General features: G+C 42.9%; 26 protein-coding genes. 3 read left to right on the top strand and 23 right to left on the bottom strand.

Features of this window, described 5'->3' with window-relative positions; all coding sequences use genetic code 11:
• Window positions 1-83: 83 nt before the first annotated feature.
• From QZN42_RS00675 to QZN42_RS00625, 11 genes are all read right to left on the bottom strand, one after another.
• Window positions 84-335 (bottom strand): type B 50S ribosomal protein L31, encoded by a 252-nt coding sequence (locus QZN42_RS00675; protein ID WP_008858969.1) that lies wholly within the window; start codon window positions 333-335, stop codon window positions 84-86.
• Between the two features lie 121 nt (window positions 336-456).
• Window positions 457-780, bottom strand: coding sequence for a co-chaperone YbbN (locus tag QZN42_RS00670; RefSeq protein WP_296953661.1), 324 nt, complete (start codon window positions 778-780; stop codon window positions 457-459).
• Between the two features lie 11 nt (window positions 781-791).
• Window positions 792-2,204, bottom strand: a complete 1,413-nt coding sequence (locus tag QZN42_RS00665; protein ID WP_296953659.1) for an Rne/Rng family ribonuclease — start codon at window positions 2,202-2,204, stop codon at window positions 792-794.
• On the bottom strand, window positions 2,201-2,941 hold the full coding sequence (locus tag QZN42_RS00660) for a TIGR03936 family radical SAM-associated protein (protein WP_296953658.1): 741 nt from the start codon (window positions 2,939-2,941) through the stop codon (window positions 2,201-2,203). The genes QZN42_RS00665 and QZN42_RS00660 overlap by 4 nt, the downstream gene beginning before the upstream one ends.
• The gene (locus QZN42_RS00655) at window positions 2,907-4,802 is read right to left on the bottom strand and encodes a TIGR03960 family B12-binding radical SAM protein (RefSeq protein WP_296953656.1); all 1,896 of its coding nucleotides are present in this window, start codon (window positions 4,800-4,802) and stop codon (window positions 2,907-2,909) included. The genes QZN42_RS00660 and QZN42_RS00655 overlap by 35 nt, the downstream gene beginning before the upstream one ends.
• A gap of 8 nt (window positions 4,803-4,810) precedes the next feature.
• Window positions 4,811-5,929: a rod shape-determining protein RodA gene (gene rodA, locus QZN42_RS00650; RefSeq protein ID WP_296953654.1), complete on the bottom strand. Its 1,119-nt coding sequence runs from the start codon at window positions 5,927-5,929 to the stop codon at window positions 4,811-4,813.
• Between the two features lie 5 nt (window positions 5,930-5,934).
• Window positions 5,935-6,786, bottom strand: coding sequence for an AAA family ATPase (locus QZN42_RS00645; RefSeq protein WP_296953652.1), 852 nt, complete (start codon window positions 6,784-6,786; stop codon window positions 5,935-5,937).
• Complete coding sequence (gene mrdA, locus QZN42_RS00640; RefSeq protein ID WP_296953650.1) at window positions 6,786-8,657, bottom strand: penicillin-binding protein 2; 1,872 nt, start codon at window positions 8,655-8,657, stop codon at window positions 6,786-6,788. The genes QZN42_RS00645 and mrdA overlap by 1 nt, the downstream gene beginning before the upstream one ends.
• Complete coding sequence (mreD, locus tag QZN42_RS00635) at window positions 8,651-9,142, bottom strand: rod shape-determining protein MreD (RefSeq protein WP_296953647.1); 492 nt, start codon at window positions 9,140-9,142, stop codon at window positions 8,651-8,653. The genes mrdA and mreD overlap by 7 nt, the downstream gene beginning before the upstream one ends.
• Window positions 9,142-10,011, bottom strand: coding sequence for a rod shape-determining protein MreC (gene mreC, locus QZN42_RS00630; RefSeq protein ID WP_296953645.1), 870 nt, complete (start codon window positions 10,009-10,011; stop codon window positions 9,142-9,144). Before mreC ends, mreD begins: the two co-directional genes overlap by 1 nt.
• Window positions 10,012-10,055: 44 nt before the next feature.
• Window positions 10,056-11,084, bottom strand: coding sequence for a rod shape-determining protein (locus QZN42_RS00625; protein ID WP_296953643.1), 1,029 nt, complete (start codon window positions 11,082-11,084; stop codon window positions 10,056-10,058).
• Between the two features lie 426 nt (window positions 11,085-11,510).
• On the opposite strand from QZN42_RS00625, the gene QZN42_RS00620 reads away from it, so the two are divergent.
• Together QZN42_RS00620 and QZN42_RS00615 are read left to right on the top strand one after the other, a co-directional pair.
• Window positions 11,511-12,500: a sirohydrochlorin cobaltochelatase gene (locus QZN42_RS00620; RefSeq protein ID WP_296953640.1), complete on the top strand. Its 990-nt coding sequence runs from the start codon at window positions 11,511-11,513 to the stop codon at window positions 12,498-12,500.
• A 120-nt stretch (window positions 12,501-12,620) separates the two neighbouring features.
• Window positions 12,621-13,547, top strand: coding sequence for an ABC transporter substrate-binding protein (locus QZN42_RS00615; RefSeq protein ID WP_296953638.1), 927 nt, complete (start codon window positions 12,621-12,623; stop codon window positions 13,545-13,547).
• 85 nt (window positions 13,548-13,632) lie between these two features.
• Here the strand turns inward: QZN42_RS00615 and QZN42_RS00610 are convergent, their stop codons facing one another.
• The 11 genes from QZN42_RS00610 to QZN42_RS00560 all read right to left on the bottom strand — a co-directional run bounded on the left by QZN42_RS00610 (window position 13,633) and on the right by QZN42_RS00560 (window position 22,484).
• Complete coding sequence (locus tag QZN42_RS00610) at window positions 13,633-14,430, bottom strand: ABC transporter ATP-binding protein (protein ID WP_296953635.1); 798 nt, start codon at window positions 14,428-14,430, stop codon at window positions 13,633-13,635.
• On the bottom strand, window positions 14,430-15,434 hold the full coding sequence (locus QZN42_RS00605; RefSeq protein ID WP_296953633.1) for an iron ABC transporter permease: 1,005 nt from the start codon (window positions 15,432-15,434) through the stop codon (window positions 14,430-14,432). Before QZN42_RS00605 ends, QZN42_RS00610 begins: the two co-directional genes overlap by 1 nt.
• A gap of 239 nt (window positions 15,435-15,673) precedes the next feature.
• Entirely contained in the window at window positions 15,674-16,333 is a 660-nt protein-coding gene (locus tag QZN42_RS00600; RefSeq protein ID WP_296953631.1) for a precorrin-8X methylmutase, read from the bottom strand.
• Window positions 16,302-17,120 (bottom strand): precorrin-6A reductase, encoded by an 819-nt coding sequence (gene cobK, locus QZN42_RS00595; RefSeq protein ID WP_296953629.1) that lies wholly within the window; start codon window positions 17,118-17,120, stop codon window positions 16,302-16,304. The genes QZN42_RS00600 and cobK overlap by 32 nt, the downstream gene beginning before the upstream one ends.
• Window positions 17,117-17,806, bottom strand: coding sequence for a precorrin-3B C(17)-methyltransferase (cobJ, locus tag QZN42_RS00590; RefSeq protein WP_296953627.1), 690 nt, complete (start codon window positions 17,804-17,806; stop codon window positions 17,117-17,119). Before cobJ ends, cobK begins: the two co-directional genes overlap by 4 nt.
• The gene (locus QZN42_RS00585) at window positions 17,803-18,897 is read right to left on the bottom strand and encodes a cobalt-precorrin 5A hydrolase (protein WP_296953625.1); all 1,095 of its coding nucleotides are present in this window, start codon (window positions 18,895-18,897) and stop codon (window positions 17,803-17,805) included. Before QZN42_RS00585 ends, cobJ begins: the two co-directional genes overlap by 4 nt.
• Window positions 18,897-19,670 carry a precorrin-4 C(11)-methyltransferase gene (gene cobM / locus QZN42_RS00580; protein ID WP_296953623.1) on the bottom strand — a complete coding sequence of 258 codons (774 nt, stop codon included), beginning with the start codon at window positions 19,668-19,670 and terminating at the stop codon, window positions 18,897-18,899. The genes QZN42_RS00585 and cobM overlap by 1 nt, the downstream gene beginning before the upstream one ends.
• Window positions 19,670-20,254, bottom strand: a complete 585-nt coding sequence (gene cbiT, locus QZN42_RS00575; RefSeq protein ID WP_363915925.1) for a precorrin-6Y C5,15-methyltransferase (decarboxylating) subunit CbiT — start codon at window positions 20,252-20,254, stop codon at window positions 19,670-19,672. The genes cobM and cbiT overlap by 1 nt, the downstream gene beginning before the upstream one ends.
• A gap of 1 nt (window position 20,255) precedes the next feature.
• Window positions 20,256-20,882 (bottom strand): precorrin-6y C5,15-methyltransferase (decarboxylating) subunit CbiE, encoded by a 627-nt coding sequence (cbiE, locus tag QZN42_RS00570; protein ID WP_296953619.1) that lies wholly within the window; start codon window positions 20,880-20,882, stop codon window positions 20,256-20,258.
• A complete protein-coding gene (cbiD, locus tag QZN42_RS00565; protein WP_296953617.1) occupies window positions 20,867-21,982 on the bottom strand; it encodes a cobalt-precorrin-5B (C(1))-methyltransferase CbiD in 1,116 nt (371 codons plus the stop codon). The genes cbiE and cbiD overlap by 16 nt, the downstream gene beginning before the upstream one ends.
• Window positions 21,983-21,992: 10 nt before the next feature.
• Window positions 21,993-22,484 (bottom strand): YajQ family cyclic di-GMP-binding protein, encoded by a 492-nt coding sequence (locus tag QZN42_RS00560; protein ID WP_296953615.1) that lies wholly within the window; start codon window positions 22,482-22,484, stop codon window positions 21,993-21,995.
• A 313-nt stretch (window positions 22,485-22,797) separates the two neighbouring features.
• On the opposite strand from QZN42_RS00560, the gene fba reads away from it, so the two are divergent.
• Window positions 22,798-23,730, top strand: coding sequence for a class II fructose-1,6-bisphosphate aldolase (gene fba, locus QZN42_RS00555; protein ID WP_296953613.1), 933 nt, complete (start codon window positions 22,798-22,800; stop codon window positions 23,728-23,730).
• 141 nt (window positions 23,731-23,871) lie between these two features.
• Here the strand turns inward: fba and rplT are convergent, their stop codons facing one another.
• On the bottom strand, window positions 23,872-24,222 hold the full coding sequence (rplT, locus tag QZN42_RS00550; RefSeq protein ID WP_296953611.1) for a 50S ribosomal protein L20: 351 nt from the start codon (window positions 24,220-24,222) through the stop codon (window positions 23,872-23,874).
• Between the last annotated feature and the right edge of the window lie 2 nt (window positions 24,223-24,224).

Genomic DNA, 24,224 nt, shown 5'->3' with positions numbered 1-24,224 from the left:
AAAAACAAAGGCACTACTATTAGTAGTATAACATGGAAAGTAAGACAGGATGCACTAAAAAAACAGGGCTTGCGCCCTGCTTCTCAGTCGGATGTTTTTCCGTAACGTTTGTTGAACTTTTCGATACGGCCGCGAGCCTTCCCGAAACGCTGCTGTCCTGTATAGAATGGATGGGATTTGCTGCTGATATCAATATTAATCAGCGGATATTCATTACCATCTTCCCATTTTACAGTCTGATTGGAAGTAGCTGTAGAACGGGTCAGGAAAGAGTAGTCAGCACCGATATCGCGGAAAACGACTGGATGATAATCCGGATGGATACCCTTCTTCACTTCTTGCACCTCATTTCAAATAAATAGAGAATTCTTTGCTATTATAACAAACCTGTTCATGTATTGCAACAAATAAAAGTATATTTTTCAAATATTTTTCAATGTCTCCATCAAATAAAATTCAGTTTAAAAATTGATCAATATCAGCAAAAAACAGGTCTTTCCGTCGATAACCAATAATCCGTCCCAGCTCTTTTTCACCATCAAACAGAATAAATACCGGAACACCCTCAAGGTTAAACCGAGAAACAAGTTCTTCCTGCTCATCTATGTCTATACGACAGAGACGGATTTTTCCACCGAATTTTTCTTCTACACCAGCAAAAACAGGTTCCATCAGCCTGCAGGGACGGCACCATCCCGCCGCAAATTCAAGCAGGACCAGTCCCTTTTTTTCCAGAAACTCTTCATCCATATCCGTTTCTGAGTGAATATCTCTGATCATTTTTTCTCCATTCATTGCAGCAAAATGGAATACGTTCCCCGGTCAAAGAGAGAATCCCCCTTCAGAGATACATCATGACCGACAATGTCGGAAACAATTGACTTTAACGTCTCTGAATTCAGGAAATCTGCCACATCTTTATTACAGCGGATCTCTATATCATCCTTAAAAGGTCCTTCCTTCCTGCGGCTTTCCAAATCTTTTATAATCCGGTCAGCAGCGGCCCGGACTGAAAGTACCTTTCCGCTTCCCCGACAATGTGGACAAGTATCAAAAAAATTCTCCCATAAACGATGGGACGTTCTTTTTCTGGTCATTTCCACAAGACCCAGAGAAGTCATTCCGCATACCACTGTCTTGATCCGGTCCTTACTGACTTCACTCTGAAGTATGTGAATCAACTCTTCTTTTTCAGTCTGATTCTTCATATCGATAAAATCAATAATAATAATTCCGCCAATTCCACGGAGACGGATCTGTCTGGCAATTTCAAAAGCAGCGGATTTATTTATAAGGAATGCCAGCTGTTCATGGGGAATATTCTTCCCTTTAAAGGAGCCGGAATTTACATCTATGACTGTCAATGCCTCAGTATAATCGATGATCAGGGAACCGCCTGATTTTAATGATACTACGCGTTGAAATAGTTCATCAATCTGTTCTTCAACATGAAATTTCTTTAACAGGGATTCATTATCATCATAGCGTTTTATTTTATCAGCCAGTTTTAATGATTCGTCTTGCGCCATGGAAGAGAGTCGTTCCCATGTTTTTTGATCATCAACAAGAAGAACATCCACATCCTCGGAAAAATAATCGCGGATAGTCCTGACTGCAAGATCTCCGTCTCTGTATAAAAGACAGGGACCTTTTTCCAGATTAAACCTTTTCGTCACAATTTCAGCCATGTGCCGAAGGGAAGAAAGATCTCTTTTGAAAACATTTTCTGTTATATTTTCTGCTGCTGTCCGGACGATCAGGCCAAATCCGGCAGGGCGTATTTCCCCGGCATATTCTTTCAGGTGTTTGCGTACTTCCTCATTTCTGATTTTTTTAGAAATCCCGATATAATCAGAGCCCCAGAGTGCTACAGCATACTTACCGGCAAAACTGACCATTTCCGTAACAAGCGGTCCTTTTGTCTCAGTACTGTCCTTTTCGACCTGTACGAGTATGGATGCACCTTCGGTATGGGCCTGTTCAGGTAAGGTATCTCTAGTTCGCAGGAATGCATTTCGTCCAATGCCTATATCTACAAACATACCATTTAATGAGGGAACGACATTCTTTATTATTCCTTTATAAACCCGGCCGACGATATCTTTCTCTTCAGACGGTTCCACCACCAGATCGTTGAGAACTCCATTTTCCAGACAGGCTAGAATAGATAAATCTGTACGCATGCTAAGCAGAAGCTGTTTCATGACTTTCCTTTCAATAATCCATCGAAAACCCCGGGGTCTTCAAGAGTCATCCTTCTCCCCTTCAATCTGCGATATGTACCGGTACGAGAACAGATAAACTCACCTGGAATCCAGGGCATGTGGAAAGATTCGGCCAGCATTTTCCATATATCCTTTGGCTGCACAGTACCAGTTGTGCTCCGAATTAGAGAAAAAGTCAAAAGGGCCCGCCGATTCCGGAAAGAACATTTCATGGGTTCAAGAATCATAGGTTTTACATCCATTTCTCGAATTTTCTTTGGAGTAATTCTTTTATACAGAAATGAAGGAAGCCGATTGAATCTTTCTAGTGATTCCAATGCGTTTCCAACCATTGATTCATCAAATCCCTCACTTACAGGGCCTTCCATTTCATAGGCATCTTCATTAAATACGGCTACAAACTTAGGCCAGTTATCATTAGCTTCAACTATACTGTGAATTTCAATTCCCCGAGGCAGCTGTAATAACAATTTTTCCTTAATCGTTTCGATGGGCATATCGCCTTCGATTCTCATAGCCAGATAGAGAGGATCTGCCGTAACCCCTACCCCCAGTGCCGAATCAAGAGAGAGTTTCATATGAGGATTGAATCCCTCTGAAAATGCCACAGGAATTCCTGCCCGCAGGACGGCCCGCTCCAGAGTTCTTAAATAATCAAGATGGCCGAGAAAACGAAGCTCCTCACCTTTCGTGATAGACAAAAACAGTCTTCTCATGTATGTTCTCCTCTTTATGGTCAACCAGTTTCACAGACAGATCAGGACAAACGGCACATCCGTTACAGGGCAGATGACGGCAGTCCCCGGTCAGGATGCCCCGCTGTGCCAGGCGCCATTCCTTCCGCAGGTAATCTTTCGTTACTCCACTGTCGATGTGATCCCAAGGTTCCGCTTCATACTCATCTCTCTTACGGGCAGCATATTCATCAGGATCGACTCCGCATTCCCTGAAGCTATCCATCCATGCATCATAGTTGAAAAACTCCGTCCAGCTGTCGTATTTACACCCTTTTTCCCAGGCTTTCAGAATAACTTTGCCCAATTTCCTGTCACCACGGGCAAGAGCTGCTTCCAGATACCCTGTTTTTGCATCGTGATAAGCAAGTTTAATATGTTTATTATTAAAAAGGCTCTTCAAATACTGCTGTTTTCTTTCAATTTCTTCCACAGAACACTGTGGCATCCATTGAAATGGTGTAAACGGTTTAGGCACAAAGCTTGCCACACTGACAGTTATACGACAATCGTAGCGTCCCCTTATTTCATGATAAAGATCATGAATGCGATATGCAAGATCGGCAATTCCTTTTAAATCTTCATCGGTTTCTGTCGGAAGACCCATCATGAAATAAAGTTTTACTCTGCTCCAGCCATTGCGGAATGCATTCGAACAGGCACCCATAATATCATCTTCAGTAACACCTTTATTGATGACATTGCGAAGCCGTTGTGTCCCGGCTTCAGGAGCAAGAGTAAGTCCGCTTTTCCTGACCTGCTGGATTTTTTTTGCAATATCTATGGAAAAAGAATCTACCCGCAAAGATGGCAGGCTGACCGAAACACGCCGGTTTTTGAAAGTATCCAGCAAATGATCTACCAGTTCCGGAAGACATGAATAATCTGCCGAAGATAATGACATCAGTGAAATTTCATTATATCCGGTATTCCGGATTAATTTATCTGCTATTTCCTGCAGCTTTTTCTCACTTTTTTCCCTGACCGGTCTGTAAATCATTCCGGCCTGACAAAAACGGCAGCCGCGGCTGCAGCCGCGGAACATTTCCAGAACCGCCCGGTCGTGAACTATTTCAATATGGGGAAGAATCGGTTTATCATCTATGTGGACATTTTCAAAGTCCTTAATAACCCTTTTCTTTACAGGAAACTGGACATCACTTTCAATCGGCTGGGCAGCTCGGAAAATACCATCATCATAGTAGGAAATTTTATACAAATGAGGTGCGTAACAACCGGGGATAGAAGCTATTTTTCTGATGACCGCTTTTCTCCCTCCCGGTTTTCCATTTTCTTTCCAGCTTTTTATAATATCTGCCATTTCACCAATAGCTTCTTCTGATTCCCCAATGAAAAATACATCAAAGAAATCTGCTACCGGTTCCGCATTATAGACGCATGGACCTCCGGATACAACGATAGGATCTTCCTCCTTCCGGTCTTTAGCAAGCAGAGGAATGCCGGCAAGATCAAGCATATTCAAAATATTCGTATAGCACATCTCAAAAGGCATGGTAAATCCAAGGACGTCAAAGTTTTTCACCGGGCATTTCGATTCTAACGTATAGAGAGGGATGTGTTTTTCCCTCATCAGCTTTTCCATATCTACCCAGGGGGCATAAACCCGCTCAGCCAAAGTATCCTCTCTGGCATTAAGGACGCTATAAATGATTTTCAATCCCAAATGACTCATAGCGACTTCATAAACATCTGGAAAAGCCAAAGCCACTTTTACATCGATCTGGTCATGATCTTTTACTACGCTGTTCCATTCACCGCCAATATAGCGTGCCGGTTTTTGAATATGCATTAGCCATACGGGATCAATTTTAACTGGATTCATGATTACTCCTAATCAAACATCAACTTCTTACGTCTCAAGTAAATATTCATCAAAAGACCAACGCAAAGAAGATTCATTAAAAGAGCACTTCCCCCATAACTCATGAAAGGAAGAGGGATACCGGTTACCGGCATAATGCCCAGGGTCATACCGATATTGATAAAAATCTGAAAGAGCCACATCGAAAAAATTCCACAAGCTAAAAGACTTCCGAAAGCATCTCCTGAAGAGCGGGAAATCATCAGGGCCCTGTAAAGCAGTAGAAAATAAAGAAAGAGTACAAAAACAGCTCCTATAAAGCCAAGCTCTTCACCAATAACAGAAAAAATAAAATCCGTATGATTTTCAGGAAGAAAATTGAGCTGACTCTGAGTTCCCTCGAACAGCCCCTGCCCCAGAAACCCGCCGCTGCCAATCGAGATCTTCGATTGGATAACGTGATATCCGGATCCATAAGGATCAACACTTGGATTGAAAAGCACAAGAATACGCATTTTCTGATAACTGTGAAGGACAAAGAACCAGATCAGTGGAAATACCACGACCAGGGCAATGAGGGCATGACGTACCAGCTTCATATTAAGGCCGCAAATATAAAGCATGCCAAATGTTATAGCAGCAAAGACAAGACTTGTTCCAAGATCTGGCTGAATAAAAATCAATAAAGTTGGGATAAACATCATAGCCGCTACAGGAATCAGGCTTTTCCAGGTTCGGTAACCAACTTTATTCATGTTTCCGGACAAAAGTTTTGCCAGGCATATAATCATTATCAGTTTAGCGAATTCAGACGGTTGAAGCGTGAATGGTCCAATCTGAATCCATCTTTGGGCACCCAGAGCACTGGCGCCCGCAAATTTAACAACCAGAAGCATAACCAGATTAATAACAAAAAGTGCCGGAACGAATCTAAGCAGTTTCCTATAATCAAAATAAAGTGAAACGCCGGCAATGACAATGCCTCCAGCCAGAAATATTCCCTGTTTCATCAAGAAATCATATTGTCCGGTATGTCCTATATTGGCATGAGTTGCACTGGATATAATAAGAAGAGATATGATTCCCAGGCCTAATACAGTCAAAAGCAATGTGCTGTCTATACGGCGCCAGTAGCGAATCAGATTCATTGATATCATCTCCTCCGGTGTCTGTAAGCTTTACTTCCGGAATTCCAGGTGAGTCCATAATGAGATTTACCTGAAAGCAAACCACATGAAATATTACTATTTTCCTGATCTCCAAGGCGTATAAAACTCTGCCAGCGGTTCAGCGGGAATTCTTTATTTTCCAGAATTCCCCGGATTACATATGACAAAGCCTTTGAAAAAGCACAATCTTCATCAAGATCTTTTAAATTCCCGAAATGTGACAGCTTATCCACGACCTCTGAATATGGAAGCACACCGCCAAATAAATCCGGATCTACAGTATTTAACATATCCTCCAAATCAATCTGTCTGTCATTGACATAGGAAAACTGATTGAGAATGTAGTATAAAGGAACCCCCGGTTTCGCCATAGCAGAAAGACGGTCAGCACTTCGCCTGGAAGCCCAGGATGGAGCAACGACTACAATAATCCGGTCAGAAAGAGAAAATGCCATCTCTATTCCCTTTTCCAGCCCTGCAGGACAATCTATTAAAATAAAATCATAGGAATTCTGAATATCCTCAATTACAGTATCAATAGCCGGAGGGAAAACCTCATTCCAGGAATCTTCCTGGGATGCAGGTAAAAAATCAAGATTGTCAGCGACCCGAATAGCAGCATCCTCCAGGAAACATTTCCCTTTTGCAACATCATAAATATTATACAGGCATTCATTTTCGACGCCTAGAACAAGATCCATATTTCTGAGACCCATATCTCCGTCGATCATAATCACTTTTTTTCCACAACGAGACAAAAGGATACCAATGGATGAAGTAATTAAGGTTTTGCCTACACCGCCTTTACCTGAAGCAATGGAAAAAATCGCAGCCATTATTCTTTACCCCCATTTACATCCTTTCTCGTTTCCTTATTTCCAGCCGGGGCAAAGTCGCCCAAATGGAAATAGGCATTCATAATCTGTTTGACAACCGGAGCAGCGGACTCAGAGCCAAATCCACTGTGTTCAAACATGCAAAGGACTACAATTTCCGGTTTATCAAAAGGCGCATAAGCTACAAACCAGCCATTATCAAGACCGTTCGTTTCCGCAGTACCGGATTTACCGGCAATCGGTACAGGATAATCTGAAAACAGCAGGCCGCCTGTTCCATCTTTTGTCATAACCATCCGGAGAGCTTTATGAATATCATCCAGTGTTGACTTTGAAACAGGGATTGTACCTATTTGCTCGGGAGAATAAATTTTTAACGGAGTGCCATCCAGTTTATCTATGCGATTAACCAGATAAGGTTTGTAACGAAAACCTCCATTAGCAATAGAAGCATAAACCATTGCCATCTGAATAGGAGTAGTCAGATTAAAACTCTGGCCAATAGCGGCATCCATGGTTTCCCCCAAATACCAGTCCTGATGAAAGACTTTCAATTTATACTGTTCACTGGCAACGTTGCCATCCGCTTCACCGGATAAATCAATGCCGGTCGCCTTTCCAAGGCCGAATTCTCCTGCCATTGTTGAAATCTTATCTATACCAAGTCGGCGTCCCATTTCATAGAAATAGACATTATCCGATTTTTGAATGGCATCATAGAAATTAATCCAGCCAAAAGCTTCTCCTTCTGAATTTCTTTTATCTACAAGCCAATGTTTGCCACTATCAAAAATTCTTTCAGATGGAGTAGTCACTTTTGATTCAAGTGCAGCAGCACCGGTAACGACCTTAAAGAGGGAGCCCGGTGGATACATAGCAGAAATCGTACGATTCTGCATTGGATGATTTTTATTTCCTATAATTTGATTCCAATCCGCCGAAGATATACCTTTACTGAATTTATTCGGATCATAGCTCGGCCAGCTAACCATAGCCAATACAGCCCCGGTATTAGGATCAATTGCAACTGCAGAAGCCCCGGTGGTAAAAATACCAGAAGCTGCCAGGTTCCTTGCCTGTCTGTCAATAGCATCCTCAGCAGCCTGCTGCAGATGGGCATCCAGAGTCAGACGGATATTATTCCCCGATACTGCAGACTGACCATCCACATAACGTACCGGCTGTCCTGAAGCATTTACCTCGACTGTTCTGGAACCATTTTTCCCTTCAAGAAACAGATTATACTGTCTTTCCAAACCGGAGCGGCCAATAAGAGTAGCCGTTTTATATGGATTTCCATCAGCATCCCGATCCTCAGGTCCAGCCTCGCCAACATAGCCAAGAATCTGTGCACCTGCAGCACCCATAGGATAAACCCTCAATGGGTTCACCTCAATTTCAATTCCGGGAAATTCGTCCTTCTTTTCCTCAATCAGTGTAGCTACATCAACACCTACGTCATTTGCCAGATAAATTGCCCCAAAACCCAGCTTGTTATCTTCGATCTTTTTCTTTAAATCCTCTTTGGGTTTATTAAGCATGGCCGAAAGACGGGTCAGTTCATCATCATCAAGGCTGTTCTTTTTCCTGTCCACGGGCATAATAATGCTGTAGGCGGGCCTGGATCCAGCCAGTATAACACCATTACGGTCATACATGACACCTCTCGATGCCTGCTGTGGCAAATGTCTGATCCTATTCCCATCTGCCTCATTTTTATAATAACTGCCCTCTATAACCTGCATCCAGAATAAGCGGATACCAAGTATGAAGAGAAGAATAATTGCCGCATAAATCATCCTGACATATCTGGATTCTTCCTTATCCTTTACCAGATTTTCAAGAATAGATGGAACGTGGCGTTTTACCAAAGACTCTCATCCTCCTCCTTGAAAATGCGCATCAAATTATGAAAAAGCAACGCGCAGCATCCATTCATCATTGCTACTGAAATAACACTATAAAAGTAAAAATTAAAAAAGAAAGAATGAATTCCAGAAAACTGCATAAGCAAGCCGGAAAGAATAAAATAAATAATGGTTGCAATAATCACAGCCATTACGGAAACATACCAGTGGCGATTATATCTTTTCCTGCCATAAGTAATTAAAAAGAAAGTAATTGCCAGATAAGGAAGCAAATGAAGTCCAAACATATTGCCAATCACAACATCCTGCAGGAAACCTGTAGAAAAAGCAAGAATCAGGGCACTTTTCCTGTCAAGCATTATAGCTGCCAGAGTTACGATAACAAGACAAATGTCTGGCTGAAATATACCATTAAACAAAAAAGGTAATAAAGAACCCTGAAGAAGAAAAGCAGAAAATATCAATATTACCAGATTATATCCAGCCATTATTTATCACCTGCCTGCTGCTTGTTCGGGTTCATTGGAGGCTCCCTCTTTGGGGGTTTGACAGTGATACTTTCAGGACTGACTTTCTGAATATGATCCATAATAACAAATACCTCTTCAAGGTGAGAAAAATCAGCCGCAGGCTTGATTTCAGCCGACTGGGTCCCATCAGAGCCCTCATTATTAACTTTTTCTACCGTACCAATGACAATTCCTTTGGGATAAACTCCACCATATCCGGAAGTAACAATAGTATCCCCTTTAATGACATCAGCTTCTCTGGGCAGGGACATAATAGCTAAATAACCAGGATTTCCGCTATTTCCGGTCACCATAGAAACCACACGGGATGCGGGTCTCTGAACAATCCCGCCTACAGTGGTACGGGGGTCCAGAAGAAGCTGTACTCTGGAAGAATTAATGTACACCTCACTGACAAATCCTATAAGACCGCCGGGAACTATAACCGGCATATATTTTCTGAGACCGCTGTCACTTCCTCTATCTATAAGGATCGTATGAGTCCACCCACCATAATCCCTGCCTATTACAGAAGCCCCGGAAAGATGATAACTGGTATAGCCGCGTTTAAACTTGAGAAGTTCCCGAAGTCGTATATTTTCTGCCAGTATTTCACTATACTTATTTTGTTCTGTCTTAAGACTCTCATTCTCCCTGCGAAGATGTTCCAGTTCTTTCCAGTTAGAAATTACATTTTTGAATATATCCATACCATTTTCGCCTGCCCATGCTGCACGGCTGACTCCATACTCAAAAGGAGCTACCCCTGTAGCCAGCGGTTGTGAAACAAAAGGAATATACTCTCTGTGTCTCCAGAACCATCCGCAAACGGCTATAAAAGCAAACAATAATATAACACTTATAATTTTCTTTCTGTCAAAAAATATCAAGGTTATGTTCCCCCATAATATTTCTCACCATTTTCTATCAGCATAGAATGATAACGTTCTATAAGGCAGGCATCATAACAGCCTTTTGCAATAACATTTTCCGGTTCAGAGGGTACCTTGACAGGAATCCCCAATTCATAAGAAAGCCATTCAGAGATTCCATCAAATCTGGCACTTCCTCCGGATAAAAGCAATCCCTGTTTTAATAAATCATCTGCCATTTCCGGAGTAGCACCATGCAGCAATTGTTTAATCAGGCTAACCAATGGCTGCATAGATCGCTGCATAACAGAAGTCATTTCATCCACAGAAATTTCAACAACAATTTCCACTCCATCGCTTAATCTGCGGCCGCGTACAGTAAATACGCGGTTCTCTTTTTTCCGCGCAAGGGATAAAATTTCACATTTAAGCTTTTCTGCCTGTTCAATCCCGATAAATATATTATAATTATCCTGAATATACTGGCAAATTCCGATATCTATACTATGGCCGCCAAATGAAGTCCCAAGCTGACGTACAATACCACCGCAGCTGTAAATCCCGGCATCAGAAACATTCCTGCCAAGTACAAGAGATACCGTAATTGAAGGAATATTCAGATTTATACCAGCCCCAATTGCAGCAGCTGCTGGAGACGGAATCAGGAAAACAGTCTGCGCCCCTGCATGAACCAGTGCATCAACAAGAGCATGTCTGGCAACAGAACTTATTTCTGATGAAATTGCGACCATAACAACAGGACGGCTTACAGACCTGTGTAAAGCCTTGTTGATAAAAAAGTGAAGCATAGACTTGGTCAGATTATAATCTGAAATTACACCATTCCTAACAGGGGATACCAAAGAACTACTCTCCGGAGCACTATGAAAACGGATCAATGCGTCAGTACCAAACCCCTGAACCTGTCGCGAAGTGTTGTTAATCAAAGCCAATGAAGCTTCAGAAAGAATTATCTGATTATTCTTATATATACGTACCTGGGAAGAACCTATATCAAGTCCCAGATAGTTTGACATTCCTGAAAACATGATTCATACCGCCTTTTCAAAGGATTCGTTTTATTATACCATGATAATGTTTCTGAAAACAGCTAAATCGAATAAGATTTAAAATGTACAAATACAGCAAATTCTCCATGCTGAAGGAGGCCCTCCCCATAAAAATGAATAATTGGCTAAAATATTTTTACATATTAAAACTTATTGTAGCCGGAAAATGGCTTCCTGCCATATTGCAAATTAATTATTAATCCGCATAGCTTATAAATTAATTTAATCGTAAAAAATGTTAGTAATTCTTAAAAAAATAATTGACTTTCAGATAATGTTGTACTAGAATCAAGTTATGCAAGTACAGGCAAGAAGATGGTAAAGCAGAAAAAGATTTAAGAAAACCATCATTTATGTAACTGTACACACCTGATTTTCAGGAAATTTTCAAAGGAGTGATTTTTCATGAAAAGAAGTATTAAAAGTGTTTTAACCGCATCTATGGCAGCTCTCTGCGTACTGGGAATGGGCATGACAGCCAACGCTTATGAACTGAACCCGGAAGTAAAGGACGTAACCCCGGCTCTTCGTGAAGCATCCACTGTAGGCGTATGGACTGCTGAAAACCCGGCCATGAAAGAAGCACCGGATAAAGATGCTATTCTGGTTATGACCTTTGGTACCACCTTCACTGATACTCGTACTAAGACGATTGATGCAGTAGAAGCAGCAATTCAGAAAGCTCATCCTGATGTTCCGGTATTTGAAGCATATACCTCCCACATCATTATTGACCGCGTAAAAGCTAACGAAGGTATCACCAAGATGACCCCGGAAGAAGCTTTTGCTAAACTGCAGGCTGAAGGTTACACCCGTGTAGCTGTCGTATCTCTCGATGTCATCCCGGGCATGGAATACAGCTATGATTCTGTAGTAACCAAGATGCAGGTTCCGCATTTCAAGAAGATTTCCCTTGCTACCCCGCTGATGTACTTCCAGGGTACCGAAGGTGAACCGGATCAGGTTGTTGATTTCCTGAAAGCTCTGTCCTCCCAGTTCCCGAAGATGGGCAAACATGATGCTACCCTGATTATGGCTCATGGCACTCCGCATCCGGGCAACGCTTACTACTCTGTAATTCAGGACCGCATTCAGGAACTCGGCATGGATGGCGTATTTGTTTACTCCGTTGAAGGCCGTCCGAATCTGGAAGACGTTATCCCGAAGCTGAAAGCTGGCGGCTACAAGAATGTAACCCTTATGCCGATCATGATGGTTGCAGGCGACCATGCTAACAACGATATGGCTGGTGACGAACCGGATTCTCATAAGAGCATCCTGACCAAAGAAGGCTTCAATGTAAAGACCTACATCCATGGCCTTGGCGAAAACGCTAACATCCGCGGTCTCTATGTTGATCGTGCAACCGAAGCTCTTGATGCACTCCAGAAATAATTTATGATATGATATGTAAGAGATGATTTATCTCTTCATTAAGAAAGATTTCCCCTCCGTCATCTCGGCGAAGGGGTTTCTTTCATACATATATTAATTTATGAAATAAAGGAGCAAATCATGAAAAAATTATTAGCTCTTCTGGCAGCCGGTGCTTTGTGTCTATCCCTGTCTGCCTGTGGATCCTCTCAAAATGCATCGAGCGGCAATGGACTGGTTTATACCTATAAGGATCAGAAGATTGAAGTAAAAGCTGCTCCGAAACGTATAGTTACCCTCTCCGCCCCATTGCTGAATATGGCTTATTCCGTAGGCGGAACTTCAGTTGCCAGACCTGAGGCAAACAGCCCGATTCCTGAAGAAGCAAAAGCCCTTCCTACCCTTGGCCATGTCCAGAATATCAATATGGAAACACTCGTCGGTATGAAACCGGATCTCGTACTTGGTGAAAAAAACCAGAATTCCAAACTTGAGTCTCTTCTGAAAAGCAACCATGTTCCCTATATACTTATTCAGTACGAAGGAATCGACGATAATGTTCCTCTTTTAAGATTTATGGGACAGATTTACAATAAGCAGGAAAAAGCTGATAATGTTATCAAGACTTATGAAAGTCGTATTAAAGAAGTTGAAGATAAAGCTGCAAAACAGAAACCTGCCAAAGTTGCCGTGCTCAGGGCCACCGGCAAGGCTGTAACTGCTGAAACCCCTCATTCCATCTGTGCGTCCATGGTTGAAATACTCAAAATGGATAATGTAATTACCAAGCATAAAGATATGCGTCTTGACAGCAAAACGGTCCCCTACTCTCTCGAACAAATCACAGCAGATGACCCAGACATTATCTTTATCGTAACCATGGGCAAGAAGAACGAAATCAATAAGATGCTTGATGAATCCATGCGCAGCAATCCTGCCTGGGCCCATATCAAGGCAGTTCAGAATAATAAAGTTTACTTCCTTGAACAGGAACTGTTCCTCATGAATCCCGGAGTGAAAACACCGGATGCCATGGAAAAGCTCTATTCCCTGGCTTATGAAAAATAACTCTCTGCAGAATTAACTAAAAAAGCTATGAAACCAATTCCAATTGATTTCATAGCTTTTTTCATTTCAATTATAACTAACTATCTCAATTCCGGGGTTTATCAAGAAGGCCGTTAATGGCAATGCTCGGACGCCCACGACGCATTTCTATATCCGCATCTACATTGAATACTTCAGCAATAGCTTCATGTGTCATAACTTCCATAGGCGGTCCATGACGCTGGATAATCCCGTTTTCCACTACAAGCACATCAGTAGAATAGCGAATAGCCTGGTTAATCTCATGAAGGACCATGACAACCGTCAGGTTTTCATCTTTATTCAATTTGGATACAAGTTCCATAACCTCCAGCTGATGGCAGATATCCAGATACGTTGTAGGTTCATCCAGGATCAGGATTTTCGGCTCCTGGGCAAGAGCCATTGCAATCCATACCCTCTGTCTTTCACCACCGGAAAGGCTGGCAGCCAGACGATCTTTCAGATGACTTGTATTTGTTTTTTCCATAACTTCAGCTACCACCTGACGGTCTCTGGTTGAAACGCCGGTCCACCAGTGCTGATATGGATATCGGCCGCATGATACAAGTTCTTCAGATGTCATATCCTTTGGAACATCATGGAACTGCGGAAGAAATGCAACAACTCTTGATAACTCATTCGTGGAATAAGCAGAAAGCGGTTTACCTGCAATTTCTACGGATCCTTTCTGCGGTTTAAGATTTCCTGTAACCGCTTTAAGAAGTGTGGATTTACCGCAGCCATTCCGTCCAAGGAATGTGCAAATACTGCCTTTTTTTATCACTCCGCTTGCGCCACGCAAAACATGATGATTGCCAAAAGAAACATGAATATCTGAAATATTGATAGCTATATCGTCCATTATGCACTCCTCCTTAACAGGAACAGGAAGAACGGGGCTCCCAGAAATGCCATAATGATACCGGCAGGTATCTCAATAGGAGAGAACAATACGCGTCCAAGGGTATCACAAAAAACAAGGACACCTGCTCCAAGAATAGCCGAGCCCGGCACTACATATTTATAGTCGGTACCAATAATAAGTCTTACGATATGTGGAACAACTAGACCCACGAAGCCAATGAGTCCTGCAATACTTACTGCTCCGGCAGCAAGAAGGGCAGCTACCGCGGTCATTGAAAAGCGAACCTTTTCTACCGGAACACCAAGGCCTCTGGCCGTTTCATCGCCAAGACTTAAAATTGTAAGAGCTTTACATCCAGCTAAAGCAAGGACCAATCCCAATATCGTATAAGGGAATAACGCTTCAACCTGTGGCCAACTTCTGGCAGAAAGACCGCCGACCATCCAAAGCAGTGCTCCCTGTACTTTATCAGAATAAAATACCAGAAGAGCAGAAATACCGCTCCCAAGGAATGCGCTGACAGCAACGCCGGCCAATATGATACGACTTGGACGAATACCATTTTTCCAGGCAAGTGCATATACTGCAGCAGCAGATAGCATGGCACCTACAAAGGCAACCGGAGTCAGAAGAAGGGAAGCTTCCGGCATAAAAATAAGCATCATGACACCGGCCAGACCAGCACCACTCGATACGCCTACAATACCCGGATCAGCCAGCGGATTCTTCATCACTGCCTGCAGAATTGCACCAGAAACAGCAAGATTGGCACCTACCAGGGCACCAACAATATTTCTGGGGAAGCGGATATTCCAAATGACCATTTCATCCGTAGATTCCACATTTCCTGCAAGTGTATGAAGAATCGTAGAAAATGAAATATCGGCTGAACCAAACAGCAGACTGTAAACCATGGCGAAAACAGTGAATACTGCAAAGATAAAGATAATAAAAACCTTCAATCCCTTGCTTTTTCCTGTTTCCTTGCGCTTCTCATTCATCACCATCACTCCTTAGAAGCAACATATAATGTGATTTAAATTAAAAAAAGCTTATTTGACTTTTGACTCATTCGCATTTCTTTAATTAAATGACATCAATACTATCAGCTTTAATTAATTATATCATTTTTCAACATTAATACAATAAGAGATGAAAATAAATTATAAAAACGCCCATCATAATAACAATTATGAAGGGCGTTGAAATTAACAGCAAATAAAAACTCAAAAATTATAACTTATTTCTTCCCCTGAACGTAAAGCATATTGTCTCTCTTAACAAGGTTATACATCAGAGCGTTGACGCAGGATGCAACGATGGAACTTCCACCTTTTGTGCCACGAACAGTAATAAACGGACATGGGGCTCTTCTGACAAGCTGTTCCTTGGAATCAGCAGCCCCTACAAAGCCAACAGGAATACCAATAATCAGTGCCGGCTTAATTCCATCCTCTTCCACCAGACGGATAGCTTCATATAAAGCGGTAGGAGCATTTCCGACAGCAATAATGGAACCATTGAGATCAGTACCAAAAGAATTCATGGCAGCCATAGAACGGGCAATATTCTTTTCTTTAGCGATGCGGGCAATATCCGGATCAGCAACTCGGCAGAAGACATCGCCGCCAAGAGCTGCCAGAGCCCGTTTATTAATGCCTGCCTTAACCATATTCACATCACAGTAAATATTGCAGCCTCCGGCCAAAGCTTTAATGCCAGCTTCTACTGCCCCTTTGCTGGTCTGAATCAGATGTCCATAATCCACATCCCCGGATGCATGAATCATTCTGGAATAAACGGTCACTTCTTCCGGGGTCAAGTCGATATCGCTGATAAATGGATCAATGAGATCCATGCTCTTTTCTTCAATTGCTCTTGGGTTCTTTATAAAATCCATAATGTTCCTCCATATAGTTTAAAACAGCTTCGACCGTATCAAAAATCGGAACTCCAACAATTTTTGCTTTTGGTTTGTCAATAACAATCACTGAAATTCCAGCATCCATGGCAGCCTTAAGTTTTGTATCGCTGCCACCAACAAGGCCCCCATTTTTGGTTACCATGACATCGGCGTGATAATCATGAATCATTGCAAGATTCATTTCATAAGAAAATGGTCCCTGCAAAGCCAGAATATTTTTTGCTTTCATTCCAAGGTCTTCGCACATCTTAATCACATTGGATAAAGGAAGAACTCTTGCCCAAATCTTTTTTCCCTGAAGTGATTCGGCATGAACAAAGGTAGAAAGTGTTTTCGAACCGGTAGTCAAGAGGATGCTTTCACCTAGTTTACCTGCCAGATCTGCCGCTTCAAATTCATCTTTCGCATGATAAAGTTTATCATAATCAGGCAGCGGATATTCTGCCCTTTCGTAGCGGACATAATCTATACCTGTTTCATTACATGCCGCAGAGGCAGTTTCTGAAACAATTGCCGCATAAGGATGACTGGCATCAAGAATCAGGGAAATTCCTTTTTCGCGGATGACCCGGATCATATCTTCTTTTTTAAAGCGGCCCACTTCTATATCCAGCCCCTCATGCTGAGCAAGGACTTTGCCATACTGGCTGACAACGGTCATAAGTATTTCCCTTCGCTCAGCTTTAGGTTTGCTCATTTCCCGATCTGCCAGTTCCGCCCCTATTTCTCTACCATCCTGAGTGCCTGAAATAATCCAGATCAAACCCGGTACCCCCTTGGCGTAATCATTTTTCCGTCAGCCACATATGTGTTGCTGTTCCCTATAATAACAGTAGACTGCATATCCACCTGCGCTTCAGGAAGTTTCTCGAGGTTAGTTATTGTCCAGTTCATTCCAGGACGACCAGCCTTCCTGACAATACCTACAGGAGTTTCAGGCTTTCGGAACTGAAGAACAATATCCCTGATCTGATCAAGATATGTCGCACGGCCACGGCTCTTTGGATTATAGATGGCGATAACGAAATCCCCCTCTGCTGCCAGGCGGGCTCTTTTCTTAATCAGATCCCACGGAGTCATTAGATCAGAAAGACTGATAACCGCATAATCATGCATGAGAGCAGCACCAAGAGCAGCAGCAGAAGTATTCGCAGCCGTCAGCCCGGGAATGATTTCACATTCCGGTCTCTTTTCAGCCGGCACCTTCTGAAGAAGTTCAAGTACCAGACCAGCCATCCCGTATACGCCGGGATCTCCCGAGGAAATAACAGCAACCTTATGCCCTTCTACAGCAAGATCCACTGCTTTCTGACAACGGTCCACTTCCTGCCGCATACCATTACCTACAACTTCTTTTCCCTGAATCATATCGCGAACCAGTGCGATATAAGTATTGTATCCGACAATAATATCAGAATCCTTCATGGCTTCCACAGCCTTGAAGGTCATTTCCTCCTTATGTCCCGGTCCAATTCCAATGACCCGGATAATCCCTTTGCTATCGCAACCGTTGCACTGGCAAATTTTGTCTTCGGCAGAACCGTTTTCCCTTTCTTCGATTCCATTAGCGCTGCAGATTGACATACGTTACCTACTCCTATCGTTTTTTCTACAAATTGTGAAATATCAAGATGATAATCTTCCGTTATCCTTTTAAGTTCCTCTGCCTTATAAAAGTGTATAGGAAGATTCTTATGAAATGCAAAATCAAGAAGACCTTTTTCATCAGCTTTTAAATCAACACTTGCAAGAGATGCCACCTGGTATTCATAAATACCACACCGCATCAGAGCCTGCTCGTAAGCATCCCGAATCAGGTTTTCGGGCGTCCCCCTTTTGCAGCCAATTCCAATAAACAGGTTTTTAGGCCTTAGAAAAACACAGGGTTTACTCTGCTGATAAGTATAATCAGATATAATAATACAGCCATCAAATTCCATATCACTTATTTTTTCAAGTGGAATGGCCTCTATTCCTTTTTCTTTTAATCGAAATGAAATAGAATTGGCACCATTAACCTTCTCATCAAGAAACCAGATAACATTTCTGCCCTCTGCAATCAGGCTGTTAATCGGTTTCAAGGCAGGAAGCGGGTAAACCCTCATCATGAGCTCCCGGGCAATATCATCAGGAGCCCGGAATTCATGTACATCTGTTGCAGTTGTTATAACCGGATCCGCCCCAATTGCAGAGGCAACTTCCCTCGCCCAGGCATTTGCTCCACCCAGATGACCGGACAATAGTGAAATACAATGTTTTCCGCATTCATCCATGACAAGAACAGCCGGATCACGGGCTTTACTTACTATCAAAGGAGCAACAGCCCGTACCGCAATGCCTGATGCCATAATAAAAAGCAGCCCATCATAATCTGAAAATATCTCAGCTGTCAATTTCAGAGTACGCCGGAAATATTCCGCGGGATTTCCACTTTCTGCGCCGATTCTCTCATACAGGGTTATATCCCCTGTAATACCGGATTTTACGCGGCTGCCAAGAAGTGCTCCCGTTCTGGAAACTGAAATTATAGCACATTTCATTATTCATCAGTCCCTTTACGGAACATGGTTGTAAACTTGCTGTCGTAAAGCTTTGACAGGTCATATTCAGTATCAAGCACTTTTCCAACAACAATCATAGCCTGGCGCACCACGCTTGCCTTATGGAGAATATCGGCAATCGTATCAATAGTACCGCGGAAAATCCTCTGGTCCGGCCAAGTAGCGCGGGCAACAATAGCTACCGGAGTATCTCCGGGGTATCCTCCCTCTTTCAGCGTATCCATTACTTTTTCAATAGCATGTACAGAAAGGAAAATACACATAGTGGCCTGGTGAGATGCCAGGAGAGACAGCTTTTCCTTCACCGGAACCGGTGTCCGTCCTTCCATTCTTGTAATAATGACGGTCTGAGAAATACCGGGTAGTGTATATTCCTGTTTGAGAGCTGCTGCCGTAGCAAGGAAAGAGCTGACCCCTGGCACAACCTCAAAATCGGTTTCAGAAATCCCGGCTGCGCGAAGTCCATCCATCTGTTCCTGGATAGCTCCATAAATAGCAGGATCTCCCGTATGTACGCGGGCAACCACTTTTCCTGCCTTTAATGCTTCAATCTCAACAGCCAGCACTTCATCCAGATTCATAGTGGCACTGTTATAAATTTCAGCATTTTCCCTGGCAAATTTCAGGATATCAGGATTCACCAGAGACCCAGCATAAATGACTACATCCGCCTCACTGATCAGTCTTTTTCCTTTGAGAGTGATCAATTCCGGATCCCCTGGACCTGCACCTATAAAGTAAAGCTTTCCCATCACAATTCCTCCTCAACTTTTTCTGCTGTAAATATAAAAACAGGACTTAGTGGGTTATACAAATGATAATGCCCCAGCTTTTTAAGCCTGTTAATCTGCATCTGAAAACCCTCAAGCCGGAAAGCCCGGCCATCAAATTCCCTGACGATTTCACCTGTCGTCTCAGCTGTAACGGCAGTAAGAATAATGCGTCCTCCCTTTTTCAGAAGCGCTTCGCATCGATCCAGAATTTCATGCATATTCCCGCTGGATCCACCAATAATAATGACATCCAATGGAGGGAGCTCATCCATGGCCTCCGGTGCCGTGCCGGTAATGGTATGAATATTTTCACAACCAAATTTATTTGCATTCTCACGAATAAGCTGAATTCCATCGGGATTTCTCTCAATTGAATATACATTTCCATTAAAGGCAGCCAGTGCAGCCTCAATAGAAATAGACCCTGTACCTGCACCGATGTCAGCAACCGTATCTTCCGGACGGATTTTCGCCTTGACCATGACCATGGCCCGGATTTCGGCTTTTGTCATCGGTACCTTTCCCCGAATAAACTCCTCATCATTAATACCGAAATTGTACATCTTAGCCTATCACCACCATTACTGATTCACCAAAGCCATCCAGCTCGGTCATCTCTGCCAGAGTGGATTCAGAAACATGCTGATTCTCATAGGAAATATGTTCACAAGCTGCGGCCCTTGTATTTTCGGGCCATCCCTGTTTTATAAGATAACCGGCAATAAATGCAGGATTATGTTCATGATCCGTAAGAAATGCCAGTTTCTTGCCCTTTTGATAGTCGGTATCCTGTTCTTCAGGAATACGACCATGAAACGAAAGCCATAAAGCTCCCTGCCAGGGCTCACCTATAAGGCAGAACGCAGCCTGTACCGAAGATATTCCAGGAATAACTTCTACAGGACAGGAATTGAATTTTTTCTTCAACCAGGGAAGAAGGCTGTAAAAGCCGGGATCCCCGCTGACCATGACAACCACATCGTCACTGGCAATCGCTTTTTCAAGCCATTTAGCAAGAAGAGAAAGTTTCCCTGTAACAGGATAAGTTTCCTGACCTTCGTGTGCAAAGTCCGATAGAGCTCGATGACCGCCTACAAGGTAATGAGACTGATCAATCGCCTTTAATGCCCTGGGAAGGATAAAATCCCTGCTTCCCGGCCCTATACCGGCCACAATTATTTTATGATCCATTTATTTTCTTCCAGAATCTCCTTTGCATGACTGCTCATAGCCTGGATAGATCCATCCATGCCTGCAAAAATAATACCAACTTTAGATTTGCCAAAAATATATCGTTCTGAACGCACCTGAGCCCGCTCAGCCATCTGGGAATAAATCATATCCAGATTCTCACGATGAATAATGATAGCAGCACCATCGGTTGTATTGCAGTCCATGATTTCTTTGACCACTGACGAAGATGCCCCATTCATGGCAGCATAAGCCGCCATAGTTTCCATACGGCCATCACTGTTCCTGTTATAAGTATGAAAACTGCCGGAGGCCACTTTGACAAGTTTTCCCATATGACCAACAAGGAGCATTCTATCAAAACCGCGGGCAATACACTGTTCCATCATGAATCCAATAAAGTTACTGGTTTCGATAATGGCCCCCTCCGGTATCCCCATGATTTTCGCCGCATTTTCCCCAATACGTCCGGGACAAAGAACTGCAGTCCGATATCCTGATGCCCAGACCACCGGGACCTGAGGTGCCAGCGAACGTTTATAGGCATCTTCACTCATTGGCTTTACAATACCGGTAGTACCCAGAACCGAAATACCACCCTTTACTCCTATGGCAGGATTTAATGTCTGTTTTGCAAGTTCTTCACCTTTAGGTATGCTGACGGTAACGGTAAGGCCCTTATCTCTGCCAATCAGCTCTTCATAAACATAACGAAGCATGATTTGGGGCCCAGGATTAATAGCCGGCTTCCCGACAGGAACCTGAAGCCCCGGGCGTGTAACTATACCGACTCCTTTACCCGCTTTTAATTCCATTCCCGGTTTATCGGAAAGTTCAACCGTAACAATGATGGGCGTACCATTCGTACAATCCAGATCGTCCCCAGCATCTTTCAGGCATGTGGCAGTCCCCTTTTTCCCTTCTGCGGCAGCAGATTCCACTGGAATGACAAGTTCCTGCCGCTGAGGAGAAAGTACAGTCACCTGATGCGGGAACTCCCCCCTTATTGCTAAAATGGCTGCCTTCATTGCACCAGCTGCAGTTGCCCCGGTCGTATGTCCTTCCCGGAGAACTTTTCCAATCATTTCTTCTGGTTTCATGGACATCCTTTTATCTGTAATTAACAAACTGAAGCTCTACACTTAAATCCTGCTGTTTCAGGAACGCAATACAAGCTTGTAAATCATCTTTATCTTTCCCGCTAACCCTAACCTCATCCCCGTTAATCTTTGCTGAAACCTTGATTTTTGATGCTTTCACGCGCTTAACAATATCCTTGGCCATTTCAGAAGAAATACCGTTCTGCAGTTCAAGTACCTGACGCACAGTGCCCCCCGCAGCCGCCTCTTTTTTCAGCTCCTTTATGTTTTTTAAGGAAATACCACGCTTTACCAGTTTCGTATTCAAAATATCCCGGACCAGACGAAGTTTGAAATCATCATCCCCTATCAGGGTTATTTTTCCATCTTCAAGAACAACGGAACTCTTGCTTCCCTTGAAATCGTACCGGGTTCCTATTTCTCTGGATGCCTGATTCACTGCATTTGCAGCCTCCTGAAGATTGGTACGGCATACTACATCGAAAGAATAATCTTTTGCCATAGTTTCCTCCTGCTACAGTCATCAAAATATAATTAGCTATTTCCCTAATTATTACACCTTATCATTTTACCATATACTGATAAAAATAGCCGCCTTTAAATAAAAGTTGAAAAAATAAATTTTCTATTTTAGAAAGTATAGAACCTATTTGCATTCAGCCGCTTACAATTAATTACGTAGACTTATTGTCTTATCACATAAAAAATACGGTGGAAATATGAATTTTGTTCAAGTATAATAAATATGATTAAATGTGTATTGTAAAAAATATACATATATAATAAATAAGTTTCTATGAAAGGAAGGTATGACTATGCCGCTTGTTGGAACTACTGAAATGTTTAAGAAGGCCTATGAAGGTCATTATGCCATTGGCGCTTTCAACGTCAATAATATGGAAATTATACAGGGAATCATGGAAGCTGCCAAGGCTGAGGAATCCCCTGTCATTCTTCAGGCATCCGAAGGAGCAAGAAAATACGCCGGTCAGGAATATATTGTAGGCCTCGTTAAAATTGCCATCCAGGATTATCCTGAAATCCCTACCTGCCTGCATCTGGATCATGGTTCATCTTTTGAAATCTGCAAAGCGTGCATCGATGGTGGATTTACTTCCGTTATGTATGACGGCTCAAAGCATCCTTTTGAAGAAAACGTAAAGGTTACCAGGCAGATTGTAGAATATGCTCATGATAAGGGTGTAGTTGTAGAGGCAGAACTTGGCCGTCTTGCAGGTGTAGAAGATATGGTTAGCGTTGATGCAAAGGACGCCATTTTCACAGATCCGGAAGAAGCGGCAGAATTTGTTGAAAAAACCGGTTGTGATTCTCTGGCCATCGCCATTGGCACAAGTCATGGCGCTTATAAATACAAAGGCGACCCCTATCTTGATTATGAAAGACTGGAAAAGGTAGGCAAACTGCTCCCCGGATATCCAATCGTACTCCATGGCGCCTCTACCGTTATTCCTGAATTTGTTGAAAAGTGCAATGAATTCGGTGGGAAAATCGAAGGCTCGAAAGGTGTACCTGAAGATATGCTGAGAAAAGCAGCAACCATGGCCGTATGCAAAATCAATATCGATACAGATATACGTCTAGCTATGACGAGCGCCATTCGTGAAGCGCTTTACAAAGATCCTTCCAATTTTGATCCCCGCAATTATTTGAAACCGGCAAGAGAAGCCGTCAAACAGATGGTCATGCACAAAATTGAAGCCGTAGTAGGCTCTGCTCATACCATTTAATTTTAAAGATAAGCCAAAAATCAGCTGCCTGGAAGATTTTATTTTCCGGGCAGCTGATTTTAATATTTCATGAAACGAATCATTCGCTCCTGCTCCGGGCACTAAAAGACCGGCCCCCTATGGGAGCCGGTCTTAATTTCATTAAGCATTCTTTGCAGCTTCGCAAATTTTGGTGAAGCCTGCCGGATCGCTGATAGCGAGTTCGGAAAGCATCTTGCGGTTAACTTCAATGCCTGCTTTAGCCAGACCTGCAATCAGTCTGCTGTAGGTCAGTCCATTCTGACGAGCAGCTGCATTGATGCGGACAATCCAGAGCTTACGGAATTCTCTCTTCTTGGATCTGCGATCTCTTCTTGCATAGTAGAGAGCCTTCATAACCAGTTCATTTGCCTTTCTGAACTGGGTATGACGAGCACCCCTGTAACCCTTAGCGAGTTTCAGAATCTTCTTATGTCTTGCATGAGCGGTAACGCCTGTTTTTACTCTAGCCATTC

Source organism: uncultured Dialister sp., from assembly GCA_900314595.1.
Taxonomy (GTDB): Bacteria; Bacillota; Negativicutes; order Veillonellales; family Dialisteraceae; genus Dialister.
Note: the sequence above shows the minus strand (reverse complement) of the source record. Positions and strands in the feature narration are given on the sequence as shown.